The following is a 25314-nucleotide window of genomic DNA, read 5'->3' on the forward strand; positions in this document are numbered from 1 at the left end:
GAACCTATGTTTGTACATATTGCTGGAAAAAGCCTAGCTAAAAACTCTTCATTAAATCCTATTTCAATGCAGGAGTGTTTTCATAATACCCTTACTCTTTGCTTTAAAACGACTTACAGGATAAATTGGCTAAGGTCCTTATCACGTGAAATGGCACCAAGTTTCTCTTCAACGTATTGAGGAGTGATTGAAATCTTTTCTAAAGTAACTTCCGGCGCTTCAAAGGATAAGTCCTCAAGCAGTTTTTCCAAAATGGTGTGAAGTCGTCTCGCACCGATATTATCTGTATTTTGATTCACATCAAATGCAAATTGAGCAATCCTACGAATAGCATCGTCAGAAAATTCAATTTGTATACCTTCTGTTTCCAATAAAGCTTGATATTGTTTAATCAACGCATTATCCGGCTCAACAAGGATTTTAAAGAAATCGTCAACAGTCAGCTTTGTCAGTTCAACACGAATCGGGAAACGCCCCTGCAATTCTGGTATCAGGTCAGAAGGCTTCGCAATGTGAAATGCTCCTGCAGCCATGAAGAGTACGTGATCCGTTTTCACGGAGCCGTATTTGGTCACTACTGTTGATCCCTCTACAACTGGCAGGATATCTCTTTGCACACCTTCACGCGATACATCCGCCGAAGAACCTCCGTTATTTTTGCTGGCAATCTTATCGATTTCATCAATAAAGATGATCCCTGATTGTTCAGCTCTAAAGACGGCTTCCTGGCCAACCTCATCCATATCAATTAACTTCTGAGCTTCCTCATTTGTTAAGACTTTTCTTGCTTCTCTTACAGTCAGCTTACGCTTCTTTTTCTTTTTAGGCATAAAACCGCTTAATGCATCCTGCATATTCATGCCCATTTGCTCCATTCCTGACCCTTGGAGCATATCAAACATTGAAGGCTGCTGTTCTTCAACCTCCACAGTAATCATTTCGTTTTCAAGTTCGCCAAGTTCTAGCTTCATCTTGATGACTTTTCTTTTTTCTTGCAGGGAAATATCTTCACTATTAGATTGTTCCTGTTCAGCTTGTTCATTTCCGCCGCCAAAAAGCATCTCAAGCGGATTTTTATAGGAAGTATTTTTCTTGCTGCTTGGCACTAATAAAGATACAAGTCTGCGATTAGCATTTTCTTCTGCACGCTCTTTCACACTTGCCATCTTTTCCTCTTTGACAAGCCTTACAGAAGTTTCAACCAGATCTCTTACCATTGACTCAACATCACGGCCTACATAACCAACTTCGGTAAACTTTGTTGCTTCAACTTTTACGAAAGGTGCGCCAACTAATTTAGCCATCCGTCTGGCAATTTCCGTTTTACCTACTCCTGTTGGCCCGATCATTAAGATATTTTTCGGACTGATTTCGTCACGGAGCTGATCATCTAACAATGCTCTGCGATAGCGATTGCGCAATGCAACAGCAACTGCCTTCTTTGCGTCCTTTTGCCCAATAATATACTGATCCAGCTTATCAACAATTTGCCTTGGTGTTAAATTTGTTCCTTTTGCCATTTTGAGCACTCCTCTCTATAATTCTTCTACAACGATATTATGGTTTGTATACACACAAATTTCCGCAGCCGTTTCAAGAGATGCTTTAGCAATTTCCTTTGCAGTTAAATGCTCACCTGCATATCTTTTTAAAGATCTCCCTGCTGAAAGCGCATAATTACCTCCAGAACCAATGGCTAAAATGCCGTCATCCGGTTCAATGACTTCCCCTGTACCTGATATAAGTAATAAACCTTCTTTATTCATTACGATCAGCATTGCTTCAAGCTTTCGGAGTACTCGATCACTTCTCCACTCTTTTGCAAGCTCAACAGCTGCTCTTTGCAGATTGCCATTATATTCTTCAAGCTTTCCTTCAAACTTTTCAAATAATGTAAATGCATCAGCAACAGATCCAGCAAATCCGGCAACCACTTTTCCATTAAAAAGTTTTCTCACCTTTTTTGCTGTGTGCTTCATTACTACAGCATTTCCAAATGTAACCTGTCCATCACCAGCCATGGCACATTCACCATTATGCTGTACAGCAAAGATTGTTGTTGCATGAAATTGAGACATCCTAATTCCTCCTTCTGGAGAGTCATTTATTTAATAGGGAACAAGCGCCCATTAAAAAGATCTATATTCATTAATAACCAAAAAACGAAACAGTTATGACAAAATTTAAGCTCTAGGATGATGAGTCATGTAGGTATTCCGCAAATATTCATTTGTTACATGTGTATAAACCTGTGTAGAAGATAAGAAAGCATGTCCTAATAGCTCTTGTACAGTCCGCATATCTGCTCCATTTGCCAATAGGTGCGTAGCAAAGGTGTGGCGCAGCATGTGAGGGTGAATCTTTCCATTTAGAGACGATTTCTCGATCAACTTATCAAGGACATTGCGAATCCCTCTTTCACTGATTCCCTTCCCTTGATAATTTAAAAACAAATGATCATCTTCTCCGCCTTTTTTCAGCAATTCTTTTCTGCCATTATGTATATAAGCTTCCAATGCTTCCTGAGCAAAGCTGCCAAATGGAATATAACGATCCTTGCTTCCTTTTCCATGCACAAGTACGGTAGAAATGTGAAAATCTAAGTCTTTCAATCGAATCTTTGTACATTCCCCTACACGCATGCCAGTTGCATAAAGAAGTTCAAGCAGGGCTTTATTACGCTGCCCTAAAGCTGTATCTGTTTCACAGGCTTCGAACAATACCTGGAGCTCTTCTTCATAAAAAAACTGCGGCAGCCTTTTCTCACTTTTAGGGATAGACACTAGTGAAAATGGATTTTCCAAGATGACCTTTTCCCTAACGAGAAATTTAAAAAAACTGCGTAGGCATGAAATTTTTCTTGCTACTGATTTTCTTTTCAGCTTCTTATTGTAGAGGTCTGTTAAAAAAATTCTAACGTCACTATATTGAACTTGGCTGATTGTTTCAATTCCTTGTTCAGACATGAACAAAAAAAATTCCCGAATATCATAATGATAATGCTCGATGGTATACTGTGAATAATTTTTTTCGATTTGTAAATATTCAATAAATAGATCTAAAGAAACGTTTACATTCAAATAAATCACCTCGCAAGAGCTACTAAATATTATCACACATCAGCAGCTCTTGCAAGAAACTTTACAAATTTTTCACAAAGTTCTGAATTGTTTGTAATGCTCTATTTGCATGCTGTTCATTTCTTTCACTTTTCCCTTTAATCTTCACTGGCAGATCCGGGAATAACCCAAAGTTTGCATTCATTGGCTGGAAGTTTTTCGAATTAGCAGTTGTGATATATCGCGCCATGCTGCCAATCGCTGTCTCGTGCGGGAACTCAAGCGGCTCTTTCCCTTCAACCATTCTTGCTGCGTTAATTCCAGCTACTAGTCCGCTAGCTGCTGATTCAACATATCCTTCCACTCCAGTCATTTGTCCCGCAAAGAACAGATCAGAACGATTCTGGAATTGGTATGTTGCACGCAGAACTTTAGGAGAATTAATAAATGTGTTTCTGTGCATCACACCATAACGTACAATTTCAGCGTTTTCCAAACCTGGTATTAAACGAAGAACTTCTTTCTGCGGTCCCCATTTTAAATGCGTTTGGAAACCTACAATATTATATAAAGTTCCCGCTGCATCATCCTGGCGAAGCTGTACGACTGCATATGGACGTTTTCCTGTTTTAGGATCCTCTAAACCAACCGGCTTCATTGGACCAAATAGCATGGTCTTTTTACCGCGGCCCGCCATTACTTCGATTGGCATACAGCCTTCAAAAAAGATTTCCTTTTCAAATTCTTTTAAAGGAACCGTTTCTGCAGATACTAATGCCTGATAAAACGTTTCAAATTCCTCTTCGGTCATTGGACAATTTAGGTATGCTGCTTCTCCTTTGTCGTAACGGGATTTTAAGTACACCTTGTCCATATTGATTGAGTCTTTCTCAATAATCGGTGCTGCAGCATCATAAAAGTATAAGTAATCTTCACCGGAAAGCTGCTTTAGCTTTTCTGATAATGCAGGACTAGTCAGCGGTCCAGTTGCGATCACAGTTGGACCTTCTGGAATTTCGGTTACCTCTTCCTGAATGACCGTTACATTTGGATGATTCTTCACTTGCTCTGTGACACGGGCAGCAAAGTCATGGCGGTCAACTGCAAGTGCTCCCCCAGCTGGAACTGCACTCTGATCTGCAGAGTTTATGATCACAGAGTTTAGATTTCTCATTTCTTCCTTTAATACCCCTACTGCATTAGTTAAATTGTTTGCACGCAAAGAGTTGCTGCACACTAATTCTGCAAATTTATCTGTATGATGAGCAGGTGTCTGTTTAACCGGTCTCATTTCATATAAGCGAACTTGGATTCCACGATTCGCAATTTGCCAAGCTGCTTCACTGCCAGCCAAACCGGCGCCGACTACATTCACAATTCTATTTTCCAATTTCAATTCCTCCAGTATATACAATCATGCTAATGGTTTATAACTTCTAAAAGCTGAACTCACACCGCTTTAAAGTGATAAAGTATGTAAGATGGTCATAGAAACGATTTATTGAATCATCATGTAAAGGAATAGTTACTGTAAACCTTTGCATTTGACATGGATTTAGCGTCCTTATGAATAGTATACGATTAAGATCGTCCTAAAGTTTCGTTTTGTCAGGATACGCTCATTTTTGCTATAAAAAGCGTTTAATATTCTTTTTCAACAGGATAATGTTAAATATCCAATCTGCATTGTACAATACGATAAGAAAAAAGGAAAGCAAGAGCACTCTTTTTTCAAATAATCTCCCCAACAAGGACAATATAAAGGTTTCAGCCTCCTAAAAAATTGAAAAGAGCAGGCGTTTGCCTGCTCTACTTTTGTGGTTCTTCTTTATAATCACATTCCACACATTGTACTTGTACGCCTTTTTTAAGCTTCTTTTCCACGAGAGTGTTATCACATTTTGGACAGCTGCGCGCAAGCGGCTTATCCCACGAAATAAAGTCACACTCTGGAAAACGGTCACAGCCATAGAAAATCCGTTTCTTTTTACTTTTTCTTTCTATTATATTTCCTTCCTTACATTTAGGGCACTTTACACCAATTTCTTTAACAATTGGTTTTGTGTTTCGGCAGTCTGGGAAATTGCTGCAAGCCATAAATTTTCCGTACCTGCCCATCTTAAATACCATTGGGCTGCCGCACATCTCGCAATCTTCACCGGCAGGTTCATCTTTGATCTCAACGGATTGCATTTCCTTTTCTGCTACCTCTAAGTGTTTTTCAAAGTCACCGTAAAAATCATCAATAATTTTTACCCAGTTTACTTTGCCTTCTTCAATGTAATCAAGATCCTGTTCCATTTTGGCTGTAAACTCAACATCCAGGATATCAGGGAAAAACTCGAGAATAAGTTCAAGTACGATCTCACCAAGTTCAGTCGGGATAAAACGCTTATTATCCAATGAAACATAACCCCGTTTTTGAATTGTGTCCAAAGTTGGAGCGAATGTAGATGGACGGCCAATTCCCAATTCTTCCATTGTTCTTACGAGTCTTGCCTCTGTATATCTTGGCGGCGGCTGTGTAAAATGCTGCTTTGGTTCAATATCTTTTTTTAGAACCTCGTCTCCTTCTTGAAGATTTGGCAGCATATTATTCTTTTCTTCTGACTGATCATCAGATCCTTCTACATATACTTTCATAAAACCTTGGAATTTCACTTTTGATCCTGTCGCTCTAAAAATGACTGGACCATTATTTAAGTCAACACTCATTGTATCCATAATAGCAGGAGCCATTTGACTTGCAACAAAACGTTCCCAAATCAATCTGTACAAACGGAGCTGATCACGTGATAAGAAGTCCTTCATACTGGATGGTTCCTTTAATGTGCTTGTCGGTCTTATCGCTTCATGGGCATCCTGTGTATTCGCGTTTTTCTTTTCTTTCTTTTTATCAAGTGATAGATATTCTTTTCCGAAGGTTTGTTCAATATAATTTGCCGCTTCGGTTTGAGCAACCTCAGATATTCTAGTTGAGTCTGTTCTCATATATGTGATCAGACCCACAGTACCTTCTTTGCCCAAGTCTATTCCTTCATACAGCTGCTGCGCAAGCATCATGGTCTTTTTTGCACGGAAGTTTAGTTTTCGTGCCGCTTCTTGCTGAAGAGAGGAAGTTGTAAAAGGAACAGCTGCATTTCTTTTTCTCTCTTTTTTTGTAACAGAGGTGACAGTAAAGCTGTTGCCCTTCATCTTTTTGAGAACATCCTTTACAGCTGCCTCTGAACCTAATTCAACCTTTTTCCCATCTACTCCGTAAAAGGAAGCCTCAAAAGCTGTTTTTCCTTTAAGGAATTCTCCATCAATTGACCAATATTCTTCGGGAATGAAATCCTTGATTTCTTTTTCACGGTCAATAATTAATCTTACAGCAACAGATTGAACCCTTCCTGCACTTAGCCCTTTCTTGACCTTTTTCCAAAGCAGCGGGCTAATATTGTAGCCTACAAGTCTATCTAACATTCTTCTCGCTTGCTGAGCGTCAACCAAGTCCATATTAATGGCACGCGGATGTTTAAATGATTCTTTGATTGCATCCTTTGTAATTTCATTAAAGACGACTCTGCAATCTGAAGCTATATCAATATCAAGACTATGTGCTAAATGCCAGGCAATTGCTTCTCCTTCGCGATCCGGGTCAGCTGCGAGATAAATTTTCTTAGCCTTTTTAGCCGCTGTTTTCAATTCTTTCAGAACAGGGCCTTTGCCTCGAATGGTGATATATTTAGGCTCAAAATTATTTTCTACATCTACGCCCATCTGGCTCTTAGGCAAGTCTCTGACATGTCCCATCGAAGCTTTTACTTTATATTTTTTACCGAGATAACGCTCGATCGTTTTTGCTTTTGCTGGTGATTCCACTATTACTAAAAACTCAGACATCTATTGTCCTCCTTAAGAGGGGTGAATTTATCATTATCGTCATGATTCCCTTATCATTCATTTTTTTGAATCTATTTTAGCTTGCAATTTTAAAATCTACAGGAAATATTCATATTATTTATCATATTATTCAGCTTTGTCAAATTTAAACAGGGTTGTACTTAAGCTGATGAGTCCTCATTTCATCAGAATTTCTACCATTTTTTAACCTATTATCCATCATAATCGTTTTTATTTTTTATGAAATCGGTGACAAACATCTGTTGCAAAATGTATAACAGTTTTTATAGAAATTCAAGCTTTTTACACAAATTCCTTTATTTTTAGTTGTTTTTATTTATAAAAAAGCTTTTTTCACACTTTTTAAAGAATAAAATCCATACAAGAAATAATTGAGAATTACAGAAATTCAATTGTATCTTAACTCTTCCAAAATGTCCTCTGCTCTGATAATGAGCTTTGCACCTTTTTGAATAATCTCATTTGTTCCCTCGTAAGCGGGATCGGTTATATCTCCAGGAATGGCGAAAACATCTCTTCCTTCGTTAAGCGCGGTACTTGCGGTGATGAGAGAACCGCTTCTTCTTTTTGCCTGTACAACAAGTGTAGCCTTAGATATCCCGCTGATAATTCGATTCCTTTGCGGGAATTGCCATCTGGCCGGCTTAGAATCAGGAGCATACTCAGAGAGCAAGAGATGGTCTTTCATTATATGCTCTGCCAAGGAAGTATTCTCTTTTGGGTAAATATTAAAAAATCCACCTGCTATGATGGCAATTGTTTGTCCGCCTTCCTTAATAGCTGTTTCGTGTGCAATGGTATCGATTCCTGCTGCTAATCCACTGACAATTACAACTTTTTCGGAAATTAGTTTAGGAAATAAACATTTTATTGCTTTTTGACCATAGGTGGTCGCCTGCCTTGACCCAACCACAGCAAGACAATCATTATGATTTAACAGAGATATTTTTCCTTTAGCATATAGTACCCATGGCGGCTGAAATGTTTCCTTTAATCTTTGAGGATAACACTCATCTGCTATTGTAATCAGATTAATATGATGTTGGTCATAGAGGGAAATTTTGTTAAGGATCGTATCTGTGTGAAGATCAAATAAAGCGGTGTTAAATAATTGAGAGGATTTAAAAAGAGAAGAGAAATGCTGCAAGAAATCCTGTTCATAAAGATCTGATAATGTAGGGTTTACTTTTATTATATGATAAATAGTCTTCCAGCCAATGCCTCTGCATTGCTGCAGATGGGTTAATCTTCTTGTGAATTCGTCCATTGTAAACCTCCTGCTATTTTTTTATGATGCAGAAATAGTCCTCCATGATTTTGGAGGACTATTTCCTATTGCCATATTATTAATGTGTTTTACATTGTTCGTAAAGACCTTTTTCTCTTAATACTTTAATTAAAGTTTCACCCATTACTGAAGGAGTGTCTGCTACTTCAATACCACACTCATTCATGACACGGATCTTTTCATCAGCTGTTCCTTTTCCGCCAGAAATAATCGCGCCAGCATGGCCCATTCTTTTTCCTGGTGGTGCAGTACGGCCGCCAATAAAGCCAACAACCGGTTTTGTCATATTGGCTTTTACCCATTCAGCAGCTTCTTCTTCAGCAGTACCGCCGATTTCACCGATCATGATAACCGCTTTTGTTTCAGGATCTTCATTAAATGCTTGTAACACGTCGATAAAGTTTGTTCCATTAACAGGGTCCCCGCCGATACCTACAGCTGTAGACTGGCCAATTCCTGCTTGTGTCAGCTGATGTACCGCTTCATATGTTAAAGTACCAGAACGGGATACAACACCAACATGGCCCTTTGTATGAATGTAGCCAGGCATGATGCCGATCTTACATTCATCAGGAGTAATAACTCCTGGGCAGTTTGGTCCAACTAAACGTGTTTTCTTTCCTTCCATATAACGTTTAACTTTCACCATATCCAGGACAGGAATATGTTCTGTAATACAAATAGCAAGATCGAGCTCAGCATCAACTGCTTCAAGAATTGCATCTGCTGCAAAAGGAGCCGGAACATAGATAACAGATGCATTTGCACCAGTTGCTTTCACTGCTTCACTTACTGTATTGAATACGGGCACTCCTTCGACCTCAGTTCCACCTTTACCAGGAGTAACACCGCCGACAATTTTTGTACCGTATTCAAGCATTTGTTTTGTATGGAAAAGGGCTGTTGAGCCTGTGATTCCTTGAACGATTACTTTTGTATCTTTATTGATAAAAACGCTCACGTTAATTCTCCTTCCTGTTTTCCGGGTTATCTTTTATCACATTTTAATAGTGTATAAGTGTTGTTGACTCGCTTTCTTAAATTAGTATTTTTCAAAATATATAAGACTGATTTCCACTCCAGGGTACTCGCTTTCCGCGGGTGAGCGCTGAGCCTCCTCGACGCTAACGCGTCTACGGGGTCTCACCATTCTCACTTCTCCCGCAGGAGTCTCGTACCCTTCCGTTTCAATCGACCAGCATATACTTAAAAAATACTACTTAAACTAAGTTTAATAACATTCTTTTTAGAAAGCAGCATTAACACTTTATCCGACTAGGGAAACGATTTTTTGTGCTCCGTCAGCCATGGAGTCGGCTGCGATTATATCAATATCTGATTCTGCAAGAATTTTCTTGCCAAGCTCTACGTTTGTTCCTTCTAGACGAACTACTAGTGGTACGGATAAACCAACTTGTTTTGCAGCTTCCACTACACCTGTTGCGATAATGTCACATTTCATAATTCCGCCGAAAATGTTGACAAAGATTCCTTTTACATTTTGATCAGAAAGGATGATTTTAAATGCTTCTGTTACCTTTTCAGCTGTAGCGCCGCCCCCAACGTCCAGGAAGTTTGCCGGATCGCCGCCGTAATGTTTAACAATATCCATCGTTGCCATCGCAAGGCCGGCTCCGTTAACCATACAGCCAATATTTCCATCTAAGGAAATGTAGCTTAAATCGTATTTTGATGCTTCAATTTCTTTTGCATCTTCTTCTTCTAAATCTCTGAAATCTACAATTGCTTTTTGACGATATAAGGCATTTGAATCAAAATTCAGTTTCGCATCAAGCGCCATTACCTTTCCATCACCTGTTACGACAAGCGGGTTGATTTCAGCAATTGAACAATCTTTATCAACATAAGCGCTATATAAGCCCATCATAAATTTAACAGCCTGGTTTACAAGCTTTGCAGGAATATTAATATTAAAAGCAATTCTGCGCGCTTGGTAAGCTGTTAAGCCTACAACTGGATCAATTTCTTCTTTGAAGATTTTTTCAGGAGTCTTTTCTGCTACTTCTTCAATCTCAGTGCCGCCCTCTTCTGATGCCATAAGTGTTACACGAGAAGTTGCGCGGTCTAAAACAAGACCCACATAATATTCCTTTTGAATATCGCAGCCTTCTTCAATTAGTAAGCGTTTTACTTCTTTACCTTCAGGACCTGTTTGATGTGTAACAAGTGTTTTTCCTAAAATTTCAGATGCATATGTACGGACTTCGTCAAGGTTTTTCGCTACCTTAACACCGCCGGCTTTACCCCTTCCGCCAGCATGGATTTGTGCTTTTACTACACAAACGTCTGTGCCAAGTTCTTTTGCTGCTTCAACAGCTTCCTCAACCGTAAAAGCAACCTTTCCATTTGGAACTGCTACCCCGTATTGTCTGAGGACTTCTTTACCTTGATACTCATGTATATTCATTTCCCATCCTCCTATCAAGCTCTTCAAAATTAGACTGCGCTTTCATTTTATAAAATGACACTAGCATTGTCTAGCATTATAGATGAAATATTTAAATTCTTTACAATTTTAATGCACAAAAGACTTTTTTCCTTTAAAAATCATCGTTTAGCCTTTGAAAAGAAACTTGCAATATTTTAGTAGAATAAGATTATTCAGTTTTTTTAGAAATTTTTTCTCTTATTTTGTTTGGGTAATCATGCTTTTTTGGAGAAATTAGTAACATAGCCTGGAAAACCTTTTTGTCATTCTTCTAAATCAGACTGCCTAAAACCATTTAATCCGAGACAATAGAAAAACCCAAACAATATGACAAATATAACTGTCAATTGCTTGAGCTTAGTCAAGGTTCAAGAATTAATAACCTCTGCTCTTTTTCCCGGCTGCTTTGTCTGCACGATAGATAAATGCAAAAACTTCTGCTACTGCCTGGTAAAGATCTTCTGGAATGTTTTCATTAATATTTAGGTTTCCAAGCAGTTCTACTAGTGAGGCGTCCTGCTGAATGGGGATATCGTTTTCCCGCGCTTTTTCGAGAATATTTTCGGCAATATAGCCGCTGCCTTTTGCCGTAATTTTTGGAGCACTTTCGCTATTTTGATCATACGAGAGCGCCACTGCTGTTTTGCGTTCATGTTCTTTTTTCATATTCTAATATCCAATCCGCTGAATTTAGGCTGATTTTTTGATAGAAATGATGTTTGGACAGACTGCTGTTTATTATCTATACTCATTTTGAACTCAAGAGCAGAAAGTTTATAGTCATGCTCCATCAGGCGCTCTTTTAACATTGGAATAAAAGGCTGAACGACCGACTTAATATCCGGTGTATCATTGATTACAGTCATGTTAATAACCCTTGTCTGCACATGCAGATCAACAACAGTCTCATTTAACGAATCGAGATTCAAATAAAAAAGGATACGGCAATGATCCGGATCAATTTTTCCTTCAGTTGTTTTTCTCCCGCTCCACTGCATCGTCACATCATTCGTTTTCCCTAAAAATGAAAAAGGAATTTGGTAAACATATTGCTGTATAGGTCCTACTTCTTGGGAAAGCAGCTGAAAACCTGTAATTCTATTAATTACCTTATCAGCTGCGTCTTTCAATGCCGGGGAAAAATCCTCACGCAAATTGCTCAGCAGGAGGGATTTAATAGAATCCAAGTTTTTCAAACCTTCATTATCAGGGTTTTTGATCACCTGCAGTGCGTCATGTTCATGTGAAAAACCTAAAAGTTTCACTATACTTTTCATCTGATCTCTAATCAGAGCAGATTCTTCTGCCGGCAAAGAAGGTTCCTGAGGATTATTCATTAGTGGTGTCTGTTCTCTGTCAAGCAGCACTTGTCCTGCTCGAATCAGACTATTATTCAGCTGCTGATTGTGGTTTAGACTACTTCCCAAGTCCTGTACATCTGTTAAAACATGCTGCAAAGCAGGCTGAATCACCCTGTGAAGCGCTCCCGCTTCTAATGGCAGCTGTATGGCATTTGATCTAACTCCATTTAGCAGGTTCTGGCGCGCTTCCTGCTGGGGGCCCTGGTCTGGCATCAACGCCTGCAATTTCGTCAAATTCATAATAAAATGATGCCGATCTGAAGGTTGATTACTTCTTACTATGTCGCTTAATACCGATGTGATCTCCGCTTTTCCTGCAGGCAGCTGCTCAGAGATTGTCCGGATAACGGTTTTTAAACTATTTTGCTCATTACTGTTCTCAGGCAGCACACCAAGTGCTTGAAGCTGTTTAAAAGCTGCACTTGCTCTGCTGGGATCGGGAGCTGTCAGCCATTGCTTTAACACTTGCGATATAAGCTCTTTCCCAGCCTTTTCCTGAAAGGATTCTGTCAATTGTTGTAAAGATGTTGTCAGCTGCGCATTGCCCCTTGCTCCCGGAGTCTGTGACAGCTCTTTTTGCAAATTTTGCAGAAGTGATGTTAATGACTCTTGTTCGAAAACAGCTTGCAAGGATGAAAACACTTGCTTTGTAAACGGCAGCTGCCGAGTAAACATCTCTTTTATTGCCTGCAGCCCGCTGCCGGAAGGTTCGCTGTTTTTCAGCCACTCTGCAACCTGCTTGAAGGTTTCAGCCGTCAGCGGAAGCTGTTCTTTTGTAAAGAATTGAAGCAGAGCAAGATGATTTTTAGTAACAGGCAGCTGAAACTGCTGCAAGAGGCTCTCCGGGGTAGCAGTTGGCATTCTTCCATTTAGCCCTTGGCCTTCAAGAACTTTCAAATGCACAGTACCTTCCCCATTTTGCACCTGAAACCAATAGCGCTCATTAGCTGCAAGCGGAGTTTCCAGTTGTGCGATAACCTTTTGACCGCCAATTTGCACTTCTGCTGTCTGGTTTGGATAATGCTTAATGATTTTCCCGCTTACAATCTGACCGGGTCTAAACTGTGCTGTTTTGTTACTGATGTTATGATCATTCTTCATAAAAAGGCTCGCGATCCCCATCTGCCCCATTATGTTCACCCTCTTATCTGCTTTTTGCTAAATATTCCTTGATCGGTGCAAAGCTTTTTCGATGAATATGTAATACACCGTGTGTTTCAATCCCTTGTAAATGTTCCTTTGTTCCATACCCCATATTGCTTGCAAAGCCGTAGCCGGGATGTTGTTCGTCTAAAGCTTTCATCATATTGTCTCTCGTTACTTTTGCCACAATGGATGCAGCCGCAATCGAAATAGATCTGCCATCACCCTTAATGATAGCCTCATAAGGATACGGAACATCCAATTTCACGGCATCAATCAGCAGAAAATCCGGCTTTGTCTTTAAAGTGCCTACAGCGGTTATCATCGCTTTTTTTGACGCTTCATATATATTAATCATATCTATTTCTTCTACCTCTATAACGCCAATACTGACCGCTTCAGCCTGTTCCATTATCGCATGAAAGAAGCTCAGTCTTTTTTGCTCGTTAAGCTTTTTTGAATCATCAATCCCAGGGAGATAGAAATCTGCAGGCAAAATGACCGCTGCCGCTACAACTGGCCCAGCAAGCGGCCCTCTACCTACCTCATCAACACCAGCAATCAGCTCATATCCCTGACTATGATATTTTTCTTCAAAAAAGGTCATCTCTTTAAATTTGTCGTGCTCTTTCTTTTCCAGTGCTCTTCTTTTATGCCATGCACTGATTAAGGACTGAACTCCCTTGCGTTCATCCATCGAGAGCTGCTTTAGGTATGGATCGTTCTCTTCCTGAACGTTTATAAGTCTATTTTTAATCTCTGCAATACTTTGTTTCATTCTGCTGCTCCTTTTAAAGCTCTTTCGTTTTTTATCGGTTTGTACGGCAAAAAATAAAGGCCTTCTTTGTCAGAAGACCTAATTTGCTTTATTCTGCTTCTTGATTTAATTCAGACGGCCACTCTAGAGAGATTTTTCCAAATTTCTCGGAACGAAACTCTCGGATGACAAGTTCGGTCACTTTGTCATAGTCAACAGCGCCTCCACCCATCAGACAGCCTCTGCGCTTTCCAATTTCATCGAATAGCTCTACAATATCTTCTGGGATTTCTTCAAGGCTAAAGCGGTCTTTCAGCTTTGAAGGATATTTTTCAGAAAAGAAACGCAGTGCATAAACCGTTATATCCTGAAGGTTTAAAATGGTGTCTTTAATAGCACCAGTCAGCGCCAGCTTTAAGCCTACGTTTTGATCTTCAAATTTTGGCCATAGTATCCCTGGGGTATCAAGCAGTTCCAGCTCTTTTCCTACCTTAATCCATTGCTGTGCCTTCGTGACACCAGGCATATTCCCTGTCTTCGCAATATTTTTTTTAGCAAGCCGATTAATGAGCGTCGATTTTCCGGCGTTCGGAATGCCTACGATCATCGCGCGGATAGCACGAGGTTTTACACCTTTTGCTCTTAAGCGGTCAAATTTTTCCTGAAGTGTCTCTTGTGCTGCGGCTGTAATATCCTTCATCCCTTGCCCAGCCTGTGAATTGATCGCAATTGCCTTAATGCCTTTGCCTTTAAAATATTCAATCCACTGCTTTGTTGCATGAGGATCTGCCATATCCGCTTTATTTAATAAAACAAGCCGCGGTTTATGCTGGATAATTTCATCAATCATCGGATTTCGTGATGAATAAGGGATACGGGCATCAACAAGTTCAAAAATAATGTCTACTAATTTAAGCTTTTCTGTTACTTGTCTGCGCGCTTTTGCCATATGGCCAGGAAACCATTGAATCGTCAATGTGTTCACCTCTTTCTTTTAAGCTATCTTCCTCTTGGTGTTAATTCACTAAACGTACATCTTCAATCGGCCAATAAATGACACTCGCTTTTCCGAGCACTTCTTCCATTGGCACAGCCCCTATATGTCTGCTGTCTTTGCTGAATCTCCTGTTATCCCCCATGACAAATAAATGGCCTTCCGGTACGGTTGTCTCCCCAATTTTGTCCTCAAGGGTAAAAGGCTCCGTTAACGGTCCATCAATGACCTTGGCCCTGTATTCGTCCAAATATGGCTCCTCATAGGCTTCTCCGTTCACATAAAGGGTATCATCCCTATACTCCACAGTGTCGCCTGGCAGGCCAATTACACGCTTGATATAATCTTTATTTTCTGGTGCGTGGAAAACGATAATATCAAAACGGTCAGGTTCTCCAATTGTATAGCTAAATTTATTTACAATCATCCGGTCCTGATCATGCAAAGTCGGCATCATAGACAAACCATCTACTACGATGGGCGCAAATAAAAAATAGCGGATTACTGCCGCTAAAACAACCGCAATTAATAAAGCCTTCGTCCATTCCCATAATTCATTTTTCTTTTTCGCCATATTCCCACCATCTTTCAAAAAGTTCCTGTCTAAAATAAGTACAAATAATATCCTCAACTTATTGTACAACTGTTTCTCCACATACACACGATGGGAAGCCTATATTTATATTATTTAACATTTATGTAATATTATCAAGAAAAGCGGAAGTGGCTTGCTCAGCCTAGTTACCATAAAGTTTTTCTATTGAAAAAGGAGCTTGATAATCAAGCTCCTTTAGCATTTTAACATTATCGGATTTCTTTAATACGAGCTTTTTTACCGCGAAGGTTACGCAAGTAGTAAAGCTTAGCACGGCGAACTTTACCGCGACGGATCACTTCAAGCTTCGCGATCTTTGGTGTATGAACAGGGAATGTACGCTCAACGCCTACACCATAAGAGATCTTACGAACTGTGAAAGTTTCACTGATTCCGCCACCACGACGCTTAATCACAACACCTTCGTATACCTGAACACGCTCACGAGTACCCTCAACGATACTAACGTGTACACGTACAGTATCACCAGGACGGAACGCAGGAAGGTCAGAACGAAGTTGTTCTTTTGTGATTTCTTCGATTAATTTTTGCATCGTTTTCAACTCCTCTCGAACAGACGCTCATGCACAACATTTCTATTTGCAGCGGAACATCGTTATAAGACCTCTGCTAAAACTTGTTCAGCCTAAGTCACAAAAATTATCATAGCATATTTACAAAGCAAGTTCAATGCTATTTATCCTCTTTTTTTATTTCATTCAGCCATTTTTTATGCGTTTCCGACAATTCAAGGTCTTCAAGCAAATCAGGTCTTCTTGTATATGTCCTTTTCAAAGACTGCTTTACTCTCCATTCCTCAATATGGGCGTGATTGCCTGATACTAAAACGTCAGGGACTTTTAAACCTCTGAAATCTGCTGGTCTTGTATAGTGTGGATGCTCAAGCATTCCTGTGCTGAATGAATCCTTCTGATGAGATTCCTGATTGCCCAGGACACCCGGAAGAAGTCTAACAACGCTATCAATGATCACCATAGCCCCAAGCTCGCCGCCTGTTAGAACAAAATCACCGATTGAAATTTCGTCTGTAACAATATGCTCTCGAATGCGCTCATCATAGCCTTCATAATGACCGCAGATAAAAATCAAATGCTCTTCAGCAGCCAATTCTTCCGCTTTCTTTTGATTATACCGTTCACCCTGCGGACATAATAGGACCACTCTGGGCTTGGCTTCACTAGAAGATTTCACAGCCTCCACCGCGTCAAAGATCGGCTGCGGCTTTAAAACCATGCCCGCTCCCCCGCCGTAAGGATAATCGTCTACTGTTTTATGTTTATTATCAGCATAGTCTCTAAAGTTGACTACGTTGTATTGTGCAGCTTTCTGTTCCGCTGCTTTTTTTAATATTGAATGACCAAAAACACCTTCAAACATTTCTGGAAAAAGCGTTAAAACATCAATCTTCATTATGAAAGCAGCCCTTCCATCGGCTCTATAACGATTTGCTTCGTTTTTACGTCTACACTTTTCACAACATCCTCGATATAGGGGATTAAAAGTTCTTTACCGCCTTTTCCTTTAATAACCCATACATCATTTGCTCCAGGAGAAAGGATCTCTTTAATTTTTCCAATCTCTTCACCGCTTGTTGTTTTCACTTCACAGCCAATAATTTCATGGTAATAGAATTCGTTATCCTCTAAGGCACCAAGCTGATCTTCAGAAACCTTCAGAATGCCGCCTTTCATTTTTTCAATTTCATTAATATTTTCATACCCGTCAAATGTTAAAAGGTCAAAATTCTTGTGTTTTCGATGTGATTTTATAGTTAGCTCAATCGGTTCTTTGGCTTCAGGCATAAAAAGGGTAAGACTATTGCCTGGCTTATATCGTTCATCTGCAAAGTCCGTTTTTGATATAACCCTTACTTCTCCTTTAATTCCATGAGTATTAACAATTTTTCCTACATTATAGTATTTTTGCATTTTGATCACCTCTAGCGAATTTCATCTACAATCCCGTCCTTGATGATAATGTATTTCTTTTCCTGGAACGAATCCCAGCGATCGCCTTCTTTTATCTCCAAGAGCGCTTGTACTTCGTCTGACTTTATTTCACTGCCTAAAGGTAGCATATGTAATTGCTGTATTTGAAAATCAAGCAGTTTTTCTTTTTCAGCCCGTTTTTGAATTTCCTTCTCAAACTGATTTCGCAAACTGCCGACCTGATATTTTTTTGTTTTTTCCAGCTTTTTCATTTCAAAATGAAGCTGGTCGATTTCTTTTAGCAGCTGCTGGCGTTCTGTATCATATTCTGTTTCCAGCTGTTTTTTTGTCGTTTCCGTGAGCACCTGTTTTATAGTCACCGTCTGTATGAGCTTCAATGTGATATCGCCTCCTAGTCAAACTCGCTATTATTATTATAACTGAATTTAAAGGAAACCTGTCGTTTGGCAAGCCTGGAAAAGCAAGACAGGGACTTAGCTGCACTTCTATTTAGTCGAAATCAGCAACTGTACCAGAACTTTCAGCTCAGCGGCTATTTAATTAATTTTAAGTAAAACAGAAAACTATATTGTCTCTATAAGAAAAAAGGAGGGTTTCCCCTCCTTTTTTCTCATTCTCTAGTCTAGCTTCAGTGGCTAGCCACCCCGAGGGGCAAAGCAAGCCGCTGCAGCTGATCTATAGTTATTCTGTTATCTCTAAGTAGATTTTCTTTTGCTGTGATGATGCTGCTGCGTATACAACAGTTCGAATTGCTTTTGCAACCCGCCCTTGCTTTCCGATGACTTTGCCCATGTCATTTTTGTTGACTGAAAGCTGGTAGGTTATTCTGTTGTCTTCTTCAAGAACATCTACTTGAACTTCATCCGGAAAATCAACAAGGGGTTTAACGATTGTTTCGATCAGCTCTTTCATCTTGCAACAAATTACTTGCCGTGCTTAGCGTTATGGAATTTTTCCATAATGCCTTCTTTAGAGAATAAGTTACGTACTGTGTCAGATGGCTTAGCACCAGTTTGAAGCCATTTAAGCGCTAGCTCTTCGTTGATATCAACGATTGCAGGCTCTGCAACTGGATTGTAAGTTCCTACTGTTTCAATAAAACGTCCATCACGAGGAGAACGAGAATCTGCTACTACAATACGATAAAAAGGAGATTTTTTTGCTCCCATACGTTTTAAGCGAATTTTTACTGCCATTTTAATAAGCACCTCCGAATAGTTTCACACAAGATAGTATAATATCAAGTTCTAATTAGTTTGTAAAGTGTTTTTTCTTTACATACTGTTTTTTTACGTTAAAAAGGCTTAAACGGAAGCTTAAAGCCGCCTTTTTTCTTGCCTTTTTGCTGCATTCCTGTCATCTGTTTCATCATCTTTTTCATTTCATCAAACTGTTTCAATAAACGATTTACTTCAGGGACAGTTCTGCCGCTTCCCTTCGCAATCCGCTTTCGTCTGCTCGAGTTGATTGTTTCAGGATGCTCTTTCTCTGCTTTTGTCATCGATTGAATAATCGCCTCAACATGCGTGATTTGCTTCTCATCGATTTTCATTTTGTCTAATCCCTTAATCTTGCCGGCTCCAGGCATCATTTTCAGAAGATCATCGAGAGGTCCCATATTGCGGACCTGTCCAAGCTGTTCAAGAAAATCATCGAGTGTAAATGATGCACTGCGCATTTTCTTTTCCAGCTCTTTTGCTTTTTCCTCATCAACATTTGCCTGCGCCTTTTCAATTAAGGTAAGCACATCGCCCATACCTAAAATACGGGATGCCATCCTCTCAGGGTGGAAAGCCTCCAAAGCATCCAGCTTTTCCCCTAAACCAACAAACTTAATCGGTGTATTGGTAACGGATCGAATCGAAAGTGCTGCCCCGCCTCGCGTGTCTCCATCAAGCTTTGTTAATACAACGCCCGTTAAGCCAAGCAGATCATTAAAGCTTGATGCAACATTAACTGCATCCTGCCCTGTCATTGCGTCAACGACAAGGAAAATTTCATCCGGTTTCGTCAGCTCTTTTATTTGCGTAAGCTCATCCATTAATGCTTCATCGACATGCAGACGGCCTGCCGTATCAATGAGGACATAGTCATGATGATCTTCTTTTGCCTTAGCTATTGCCTGTTTGGCAATTTCAACAGGACTCACTTGATCTCCCAATGAGAAAACAGGCATACTTAACTGTTTGCCTAGCGTTTCCAGCTGCTTAATTGCTGCTGGACGGTAAATGTCTGCTGCAACAAGCATTGGATTCCTGTTATACTTTTTGCGCAAAAGATTCGCCAATTTTCCAGTAGTGGTTGTTTTACCGGCACCCTGCAGACCTACCATCATAATCACGGTTGGCGGCCGGTTTGCGACAGCAATTTTGCTTTGCTCCCCGCCCATAAGCTCTGTCAGTTCCTCTTTAACCACTTTAATGACTTGCTGACCGGGTGTTAAGCTTTTCATTACTTCTTGCCCAACAGCACGTTCGCTAACTTTTTTGACAAATTCTTTGACCACTTTAAAGTTAACGTCGGCTTCAAGCAGTGCAAGCCGCACATCACGCATCATTTCTTTAACGTCAGCTTCCCCGATTTTTCCTTTGCCGCGGATTTTTTGAATCGTATTCTGCAGTCGGTCGGCTAAACCTTCAAATGCCATATATGCCGCCTCCTAATCTAATTTCTCAAGCTCTGCAACCGCTTCACCGATTGTTTGCTTTGAAGGATTTTCTTCAGTTAAAAGTTCCTTGATTTGTGCAATCAGTTTATTGCGCTCTTGAAATTTTTGCAGCAATAGCAGCTTTTCTTCATATTCTTCTAGCATTGCTTCTGTACGTTTAATATTATCATAAACAGCCTGACGGCTAACCTCGTACTCTTCAGCAATTTCACCGAGAGAATAATCATCCAAATAATACAAGGACATGTAGCTTCTTTGCTTTGGAGTTAGCAGCGACTGATAAAAATCATACAAATAATTCATTCTCGTCGTCTTTTCTAACATAAGCATACCCCCTTGTTAAGTGAAAAGCCTTTACATGTTCAGTTTACATAGTTCAAAGTAGTGTGTCAAGAAAAAGCCAAGCAAATCAAGCATAAGAGTTAAGACACAGATTGCTGCGGATTCAACCTTTTGCAAAGGAAATTTGCCGACTGGAAAGCTTGAAAGAAGATCAACTGGACTTACACTTAACTTCATGAAAGCTAAAAAGAAAACCCGGTCGTATAGTCTGACCGGGTTGACCTTTTACAAAATAATGTGTTTTTCTTTCTTTTTATCTTTTCTTTCTATTTTTCGCATCCAAAAGCCGGGTCATATTTTCCGCTCGTTCGTTTGGCGTCATGGTCTTCGGCTTTGGCTTATGTTTTTCATTTGATTTTTCAGTTTGAGCCTTTGCAGGTGCCTCAGCTGCTGGTTTTACTTCTTTCTTATCTCCAGTTTTTTTAGGCTGTTCCCGCTTTTGCTGAATTGCTGAAGGCTGGACATTTTCTTTCTTCTTTGTACGATTGCTCCATTTTTTCAAAAGCAGGTAATGCAATCCAAATCGCCTGATGGCAATTTCACTAAAAAAGAGCAAGAAAGCAGCTAGCAGCAGCATTTTACTGATTGGCTGAACATCATAAGCAGCTTCTGCAAGCGGCCGGAATGCTTCCTCAGGCTGTTCCAGTTTCTTGCCGCCCGTTTCCTCAGCCAGCTTTTTCAGAACATCCTCATTTGTACCTTGTATTAGATATTCATCCGAGTAAGGAATTGTAAAGCCTGTTTGAAAGGCATGCTGCTGCCCAGTTTCATCTGTTTGTGCAATTGATAAAAAATACATGCCAGACGATTCGGGAACAACAATTTCATATTCTCCCGGCGCTACAATATTTGTACTGACATCGACTTCATCACCGTCTTCAGAGATAATCGATGCTTCAATCGGCAGAGATTGCTTCGACTGTGATTCAACAGTTAACACTGTATTTCCAGCTGTTTTATTAACTGTAATGCTAAAAGGTTCAGACTCAAACTGCGGCAGCGTTTTCGTTACCATTTCATTTAGAAACTGCGGCCAATTCCCCCATCTAGCCCAATCGCCAGACCACTTTCCAGTGAGGTCAGATGTAAAAGCGATACTTTGCCCCATCCCATACCTCCACTGAGCGAGCACAGGATCCTCTTTCTCGCTTAATAGCGGCACCAGTGCCCGGTCTTTTGCTGTTGTGGCAATGTAAGCATTCATCTGCGGCACTCCATCATTAAACAGCCCCTGCCAATCAGGATATGGCCCGATGGCAGGATAAAACGGCTGGTCTTCGATATAGGTTCTTGTTGCCATGACTGTCTCCCGAGATAAAATACTTGGAATAACAGAAGAATCGGCAACATCATAAAAACGCCCAGTTCCCAATGAAGCTAATTCCTCCAGCAGGGCACGATCCGCATCTCCGCCTAATGCAACAGTGGATAGTGTAATATTACCCTCTTTTCCTTCTTCAATTAAGCTTTCATAATCATTATTTGTCGCCGATTGGCCATCTGTCAGTAAAATAATGTGTTTACGCTGCAGCTTTAACTCTTCCAGCTCTTCATAAGCCATTTCTAATGAACTGTATATTTCTGTACCGCCACCAGGTGTGACAGAGCGGATTTTATCGACCGTATCTTCTTTATCTTTTAAAGGTCCAGTTTCGACAATTTCCCAAGGTCTGTCATCAAATGCTATGAAACCAAGGGTATCTTCGTCCCTGAGAAGTTCAACAGAACGTGCGGCCGCTTCCTTGGCTAGTTCGAGTTTATTTCCGCTCATGCTGCCGGATCGGTCCAATACGATCATCAAACCAAGAGAAGGCATTTCTTTCTTTCCTTTAATATCCATATCAACAGGAAGCAGCTTTTCGATTGGTGTTTTAAAATAACCGCCTAGACCAAAGCTTTCATCTCCTCCAGCCATCACAAACCCGACACCAAATTCTCTGACTGCTTGCTCTATTAAAGTCATCTGCTGCTCAGTAATTGATGTAGCTGCTACGTTATTAAACAAAATAGATTGATATGATAAGTATCCTGATAGTGACGTAGGCAGCTTTTCAGGTGTCAGTACATCTGTTTCAAGACCAGCATCCTCAAATACAGATGGCAGCTGTGAAGTTTCTTCATTCTGGACAATCAGCAGTTTTGGGGCTGCTTGAACAGTTGAGATGGCATGCATGACATTGTTTTCTGTAAAAGTGTCGCCAACTGCTGCTACTTCCGCCTTAAATACATTCATCCCGCCCTCTGCAGCTTTGTAGCGGAAGCTGTATAAATTTGTTCCTTCTTTAACGTTAACCTTTTCCTGAATGACCTCCTGATTATTGACAGAAAGGCGAATGTCCGCTTGTTTTTCGGTATTGCTGTCAATGGTTACCGTAATCGGAACTTCTTCTCCCAGATAAATAGAAGGAGAAAGAGCTACATTCGAAATAGCAAGGTCCTCTCCTGTTACACTCGGCAATGCCATGTAATCAATTTCGATTCCGCGGTTTTTCAATAATTGTATTGCATTCTCACTGCGTCCGGATGTTTCATTTCCATCTGAAAAAACAACGATCCGGCCGCCTGCCTGATTGGGAATCATGGTAGAAGCAAACGAAAGGGCAGCTTCCAGGTTCGTTTCGGCAGGATTAAGCTTTCCATTATATTGTGTGATACTGGATTGATCTCCACTGAGATTTTGTTCGAGAACGATATCTTCCCCAAAAGCGGCAACGGCATGCTGATCGTCTTCTCCTTTATTTGCTGCAGCCTCCTCAATCCATCCTAATGAGATGGAGTCGGCATCCTTTACACTGGCAGATCGATCTGTCAGAAATACAACTGTTTCTCCTTTTAAAGGAAGCAGCAGCTGAGGAATTGCTAATGCACCTATTAGCAACACAAACACCAGGCTTCTAATAATAGCTATTAAAGAAAATCCTCGCTGGCTCGATTTCATTGCTTGTCTCATATATAAAAAGATGAGAAGTGCTGCAGGAATCAGCAATAATAATAGATACGGATATTTAAACTCGATGCCCACGCCTGTATACCTCCCACTCGATTGCTATGAAAACAAGGGCAATCAGCGCGAGCCAGAACCATAATGACTCATTAACACTTGATGCTTGTTTTGCCTCTAGCGTTCTTGCATTTAACGTAAACGATTGGCCAGATGTGATCTGCTTCTCTCTTTCATCAAGCGCAACCGCAAAATGATAAATATGATCTTGAGACACAGCCTGATAGGAACCAGGCTGGACTGGTGCTCTAAAGCTTTCATTTTCTAAATTTAAAGAATACAAGTTTTCATCTTCAATATTAAAAATATCAATACTTTGCATAGAACTGCTCACATTCAGCCATTTTTCTTCTCCAGGCTGGTAATACCCAAGAAAATCTGTTTCTTGAGAAAGCCATTCGTATGCATTAAATAAAAAGATTGGAAAACCTGGATGCAGGGGCCAATCTGAATCTGATAATGAAAAATTGACAATTATTAAAGGCTGTCCATTATGACTTCCTTTTTGAATCAGCGGATGGTTCCCGCTTTGCATGATTGTTTCCCAATTTCCTTCAAGAGGTTCTGATGCTTGCCCAATATAGAGGGAGTCATGGTCAACGTATTGCAGCAGCTGATCTTCCTGTATAGTTACAGCTTCATTCAGTTCTACTTTCTCTGCTGAGGAGTGAAAATAGATTGCTGGCAAATTCGGCAGCTCTTCCAATGTATCTCCTTCTGCGAGAATGATACCCTGCCCATTATCTTGATCCCATTCTCCAACGGCCGCTTGAATCACCTCGGCCCCAATGGTTTCAAATCCCCGTACAGCAAATGAACTGGTTTCACCTAAACTATAAACCTGCGGTGATCCGCTTGATAAAACGGCGGTCAGCTGATTATCGGCACTGTAGGAATCCTTCGTAGAGATGACCCCTTCATATAGCGGCTGTTCTTTTAATTCACCAACTTGGATGATTTCCCTTTCTCCAGCTTCAATTTCGACCGATTGTTGAAATAATTGCTGTTCTTCTCCCAGAATGGAAAACTCTGCATTTTGTACTTCATTACTTTGATTTTCAATGACAGCGACGCCGCTAGTCCTGCCCTCCGTATAGGTTACACCAAATGAAATTAATGACAGATTCACATCATTCTCTCCTATGTTATGCACCTGCACATAACGTTCAGGAAGTTCATCGGCTGCCAATTCTTCTTCGACATTGTCAGAAAAAACATGAATAGCACTACCTTCTCCTGCCAGTGAATTAGCCAGGCGCAATGCTTCATCCATTGATTCGTGATCATAGGTCAATTCCAGAGAAGTAATCACTTGTTCTGCATGACTTTTATTGCTTTCTTTGTTTAACAATATCTGAGGCTGCTGACCTGCTTGGATGATCGTAACATTTTGTCCATTCAGAATATCTGTAATTTGGAGCATTTCATTTTTTGCAGCTGTAAAGCGATCTTTTTCCTGAAAATCCGCTGACATAGAGGCTGATGTATCAATCACAAAGATGACGTCATCACCAACAACGGCATTTTGCTTGAAAACTGGGCCTGTTAAGGCAAGCATCAGCAATAAAAGTGCTAAAATCTGCAGCCAGAACAATAGATTTTGCTGCATTTTTTTCAAAAACGGCGAAGCCTGCCACTCATTCAGCGTCTGCTGCCAGAGCATATTTGATGATACAGACTTTTCGGTATATTGCTTACGGAAAAAATAAAATAAAATGACGGCACCTAAAAACAGGATCAGTGAGAAATAAAGCGGACTTATAAACTGCATATATGACACC

Annotated in this window: 23 protein-coding genes; all 23 read right to left on the reverse strand. The window is 40.3% G+C overall.

Translation table 11 applies throughout. The features are described 5' to 3' along the window. Positions 1-113 precede the first annotated feature (113 nt). Positions 114-1520 (reverse strand): ATP-dependent protease ATPase subunit HslU, encoded by a 1407-nt coding sequence (hslU, locus tag A6754_RS13650; protein WP_066446619.1) that lies wholly within the window; start codon positions 1518-1520, stop codon positions 114-116. A gap of 15 nt (positions 1521-1535) precedes the next feature. Next, entirely contained in the window at positions 1536-2078 is a 543-nt protein-coding gene (gene hslV, locus A6754_RS13655) for an ATP-dependent protease subunit HslV (RefSeq protein WP_066446621.1), read from the reverse strand. A 105-nt stretch (positions 2079-2183) separates the two neighbouring features. Beyond that, positions 2184-3086, reverse strand: a complete 903-nt coding sequence (gene xerC, locus A6754_RS13660) for a tyrosine recombinase XerC (protein WP_082851825.1) — start codon at positions 3084-3086, stop codon at positions 2184-2186. A 55-nt stretch (positions 3087-3141) separates the two neighbouring features. Continuing rightward, positions 3142-4449, reverse strand: coding sequence for an FADH(2)-oxidizing methylenetetrahydrofolate--tRNA-(uracil(54)-C(5))-methyltransferase TrmFO (gene trmFO, locus A6754_RS13665; RefSeq protein ID WP_066446625.1), 1308 nt, complete (start codon positions 4447-4449; stop codon positions 3142-3144). A 419-nt stretch (positions 4450-4868) separates the two neighbouring features. Further along, positions 4869-6944, reverse strand: coding sequence for a type I DNA topoisomerase (topA, locus tag A6754_RS13670; RefSeq protein WP_066446627.1), 2076 nt, complete (start codon positions 6942-6944; stop codon positions 4869-4871). A gap of 409 nt (positions 6945-7353) precedes the next feature. After that, positions 7354-8232 carry a DNA-processing protein DprA gene (gene dprA, locus A6754_RS13675; RefSeq protein WP_066446629.1) on the reverse strand — a complete coding sequence of 293 codons (879 nt, stop codon included), beginning with the start codon at positions 8230-8232 and terminating at the stop codon, positions 7354-7356. 79 nt (positions 8233-8311) lie between these two features. After that, complete coding sequence (gene sucD, locus A6754_RS13680; RefSeq protein WP_066446631.1) at positions 8312-9214, reverse strand: succinate--CoA ligase subunit alpha; 903 nt, start codon at positions 9212-9214, stop codon at positions 8312-8314. Between the two features lie 306 nt (positions 9215-9520). Then, positions 9521-10681, reverse strand: coding sequence for an ADP-forming succinate--CoA ligase subunit beta (gene sucC, locus A6754_RS13685; RefSeq protein ID WP_066446634.1), 1161 nt, complete (start codon positions 10679-10681; stop codon positions 9521-9523). 396 nt (positions 10682-11077) lie between these two features. After that, a complete protein-coding gene (locus A6754_RS13690) occupies positions 11078-11368 on the reverse strand; it encodes an EscU/YscU/HrcU family type III secretion system export apparatus switch protein (protein ID WP_066446636.1) in 291 nt (96 codons plus the stop codon). Beyond that, positions 11365-13194, reverse strand: coding sequence for a TP0910 N-terminal domain-containing protein (locus tag A6754_RS13695; protein WP_066446638.1), 1830 nt, complete (start codon positions 13192-13194; stop codon positions 11365-11367). Before A6754_RS13695 ends, A6754_RS13690 begins: the two co-directional genes overlap by 4 nt. Before the next feature lie 13 nt (positions 13195-13207). Further along, positions 13208-13984, reverse strand: coding sequence for a ribonuclease HII (rnhB, locus tag A6754_RS13700; protein WP_066446646.1), 777 nt, complete (start codon positions 13982-13984; stop codon positions 13208-13210). 88 nt (positions 13985-14072) lie between these two features. Beyond that, the gene (ylqF, locus tag A6754_RS13705; protein WP_066446648.1) at positions 14073-14939 is read right to left on the reverse strand and encodes a ribosome biogenesis GTPase YlqF; all 867 of its coding nucleotides are present in this window, start codon (positions 14937-14939) and stop codon (positions 14073-14075) included. 40 nt (positions 14940-14979) lie between these two features. Beyond that, positions 14980-15531 carry a signal peptidase I gene (gene lepB / locus A6754_RS13710; RefSeq protein WP_066446650.1) on the reverse strand — a complete coding sequence of 184 codons (552 nt, stop codon included), beginning with the start codon at positions 15529-15531 and terminating at the stop codon, positions 14980-14982. Between the two features lie 230 nt (positions 15532-15761). Next, the gene (gene rplS / locus A6754_RS13715) at positions 15762-16106 is read right to left on the reverse strand and encodes a 50S ribosomal protein L19 (RefSeq protein WP_066446651.1); all 345 of its coding nucleotides are present in this window, start codon (positions 16104-16106) and stop codon (positions 15762-15764) included. A gap of 139 nt (positions 16107-16245) precedes the next feature. Beyond that, positions 16246-16983, reverse strand: a complete 738-nt coding sequence (gene trmD, locus A6754_RS13720; RefSeq protein WP_066446654.1) for a tRNA (guanosine(37)-N1)-methyltransferase TrmD — start codon at positions 16981-16983, stop codon at positions 16246-16248. Further along, entirely contained in the window at positions 16983-17501 is a 519-nt protein-coding gene (gene rimM / locus A6754_RS13725; protein WP_066446656.1) for a ribosome maturation factor RimM, read from the reverse strand. Before rimM ends, trmD begins: the two co-directional genes overlap by 1 nt. 11 nt (positions 17502-17512) lie before the next feature. Next, a complete protein-coding gene (locus A6754_RS13730) occupies positions 17513-17899 on the reverse strand; it encodes a YlqD family protein (protein WP_066446659.1) in 387 nt (128 codons plus the stop codon). Between the two features lie 304 nt (positions 17900-18203). Then, a complete protein-coding gene (locus A6754_RS13735) occupies positions 18204-18434 on the reverse strand; it encodes a KH domain-containing protein (protein WP_066446662.1) in 231 nt (76 codons plus the stop codon). Between the two features lie 11 nt (positions 18435-18445). After that, complete coding sequence (gene rpsP, locus A6754_RS13740; RefSeq protein ID WP_066446665.1) at positions 18446-18718, reverse strand: 30S ribosomal protein S16; 273 nt, start codon at positions 18716-18718, stop codon at positions 18446-18448. A 98-nt stretch (positions 18719-18816) separates the two neighbouring features. Next, a complete protein-coding gene (gene ffh, locus A6754_RS13745; RefSeq protein WP_066446666.1) occupies positions 18817-20169 on the reverse strand; it encodes a signal recognition particle protein in 1353 nt (450 codons plus the stop codon). 12 nt (positions 20170-20181) lie between these two features. Continuing rightward, on the reverse strand, positions 20182-20514 hold the full coding sequence (locus A6754_RS13750) for a putative DNA-binding protein (protein ID WP_066446668.1): 333 nt from the start codon (positions 20512-20514) through the stop codon (positions 20182-20184). A 271-nt stretch (positions 20515-20785) separates the two neighbouring features. After that, positions 20786-23554, reverse strand: a complete 2769-nt coding sequence (locus A6754_RS13755; RefSeq protein ID WP_066446671.1) for a VWA domain-containing protein — start codon at positions 23552-23554, stop codon at positions 20786-20788. After that, positions 23538-25304, reverse strand: coding sequence for a vWA domain-containing protein (locus A6754_RS13760; RefSeq protein ID WP_066446672.1), 1767 nt, complete (start codon positions 25302-25304; stop codon positions 23538-23540). The genes A6754_RS13755 and A6754_RS13760 overlap by 17 nt, the downstream gene beginning before the upstream one ends. Between the last annotated feature and the right edge of the window lie 10 nt (positions 25305-25314).

The organism is Cytobacillus gottheilii, from assembly GCF_001636345.1.
Taxonomy (GTDB): Bacteria; Bacillota; Bacilli; order Bacillales; family Cytobacillaceae; genus Cytobacillus; species Cytobacillus gottheilii.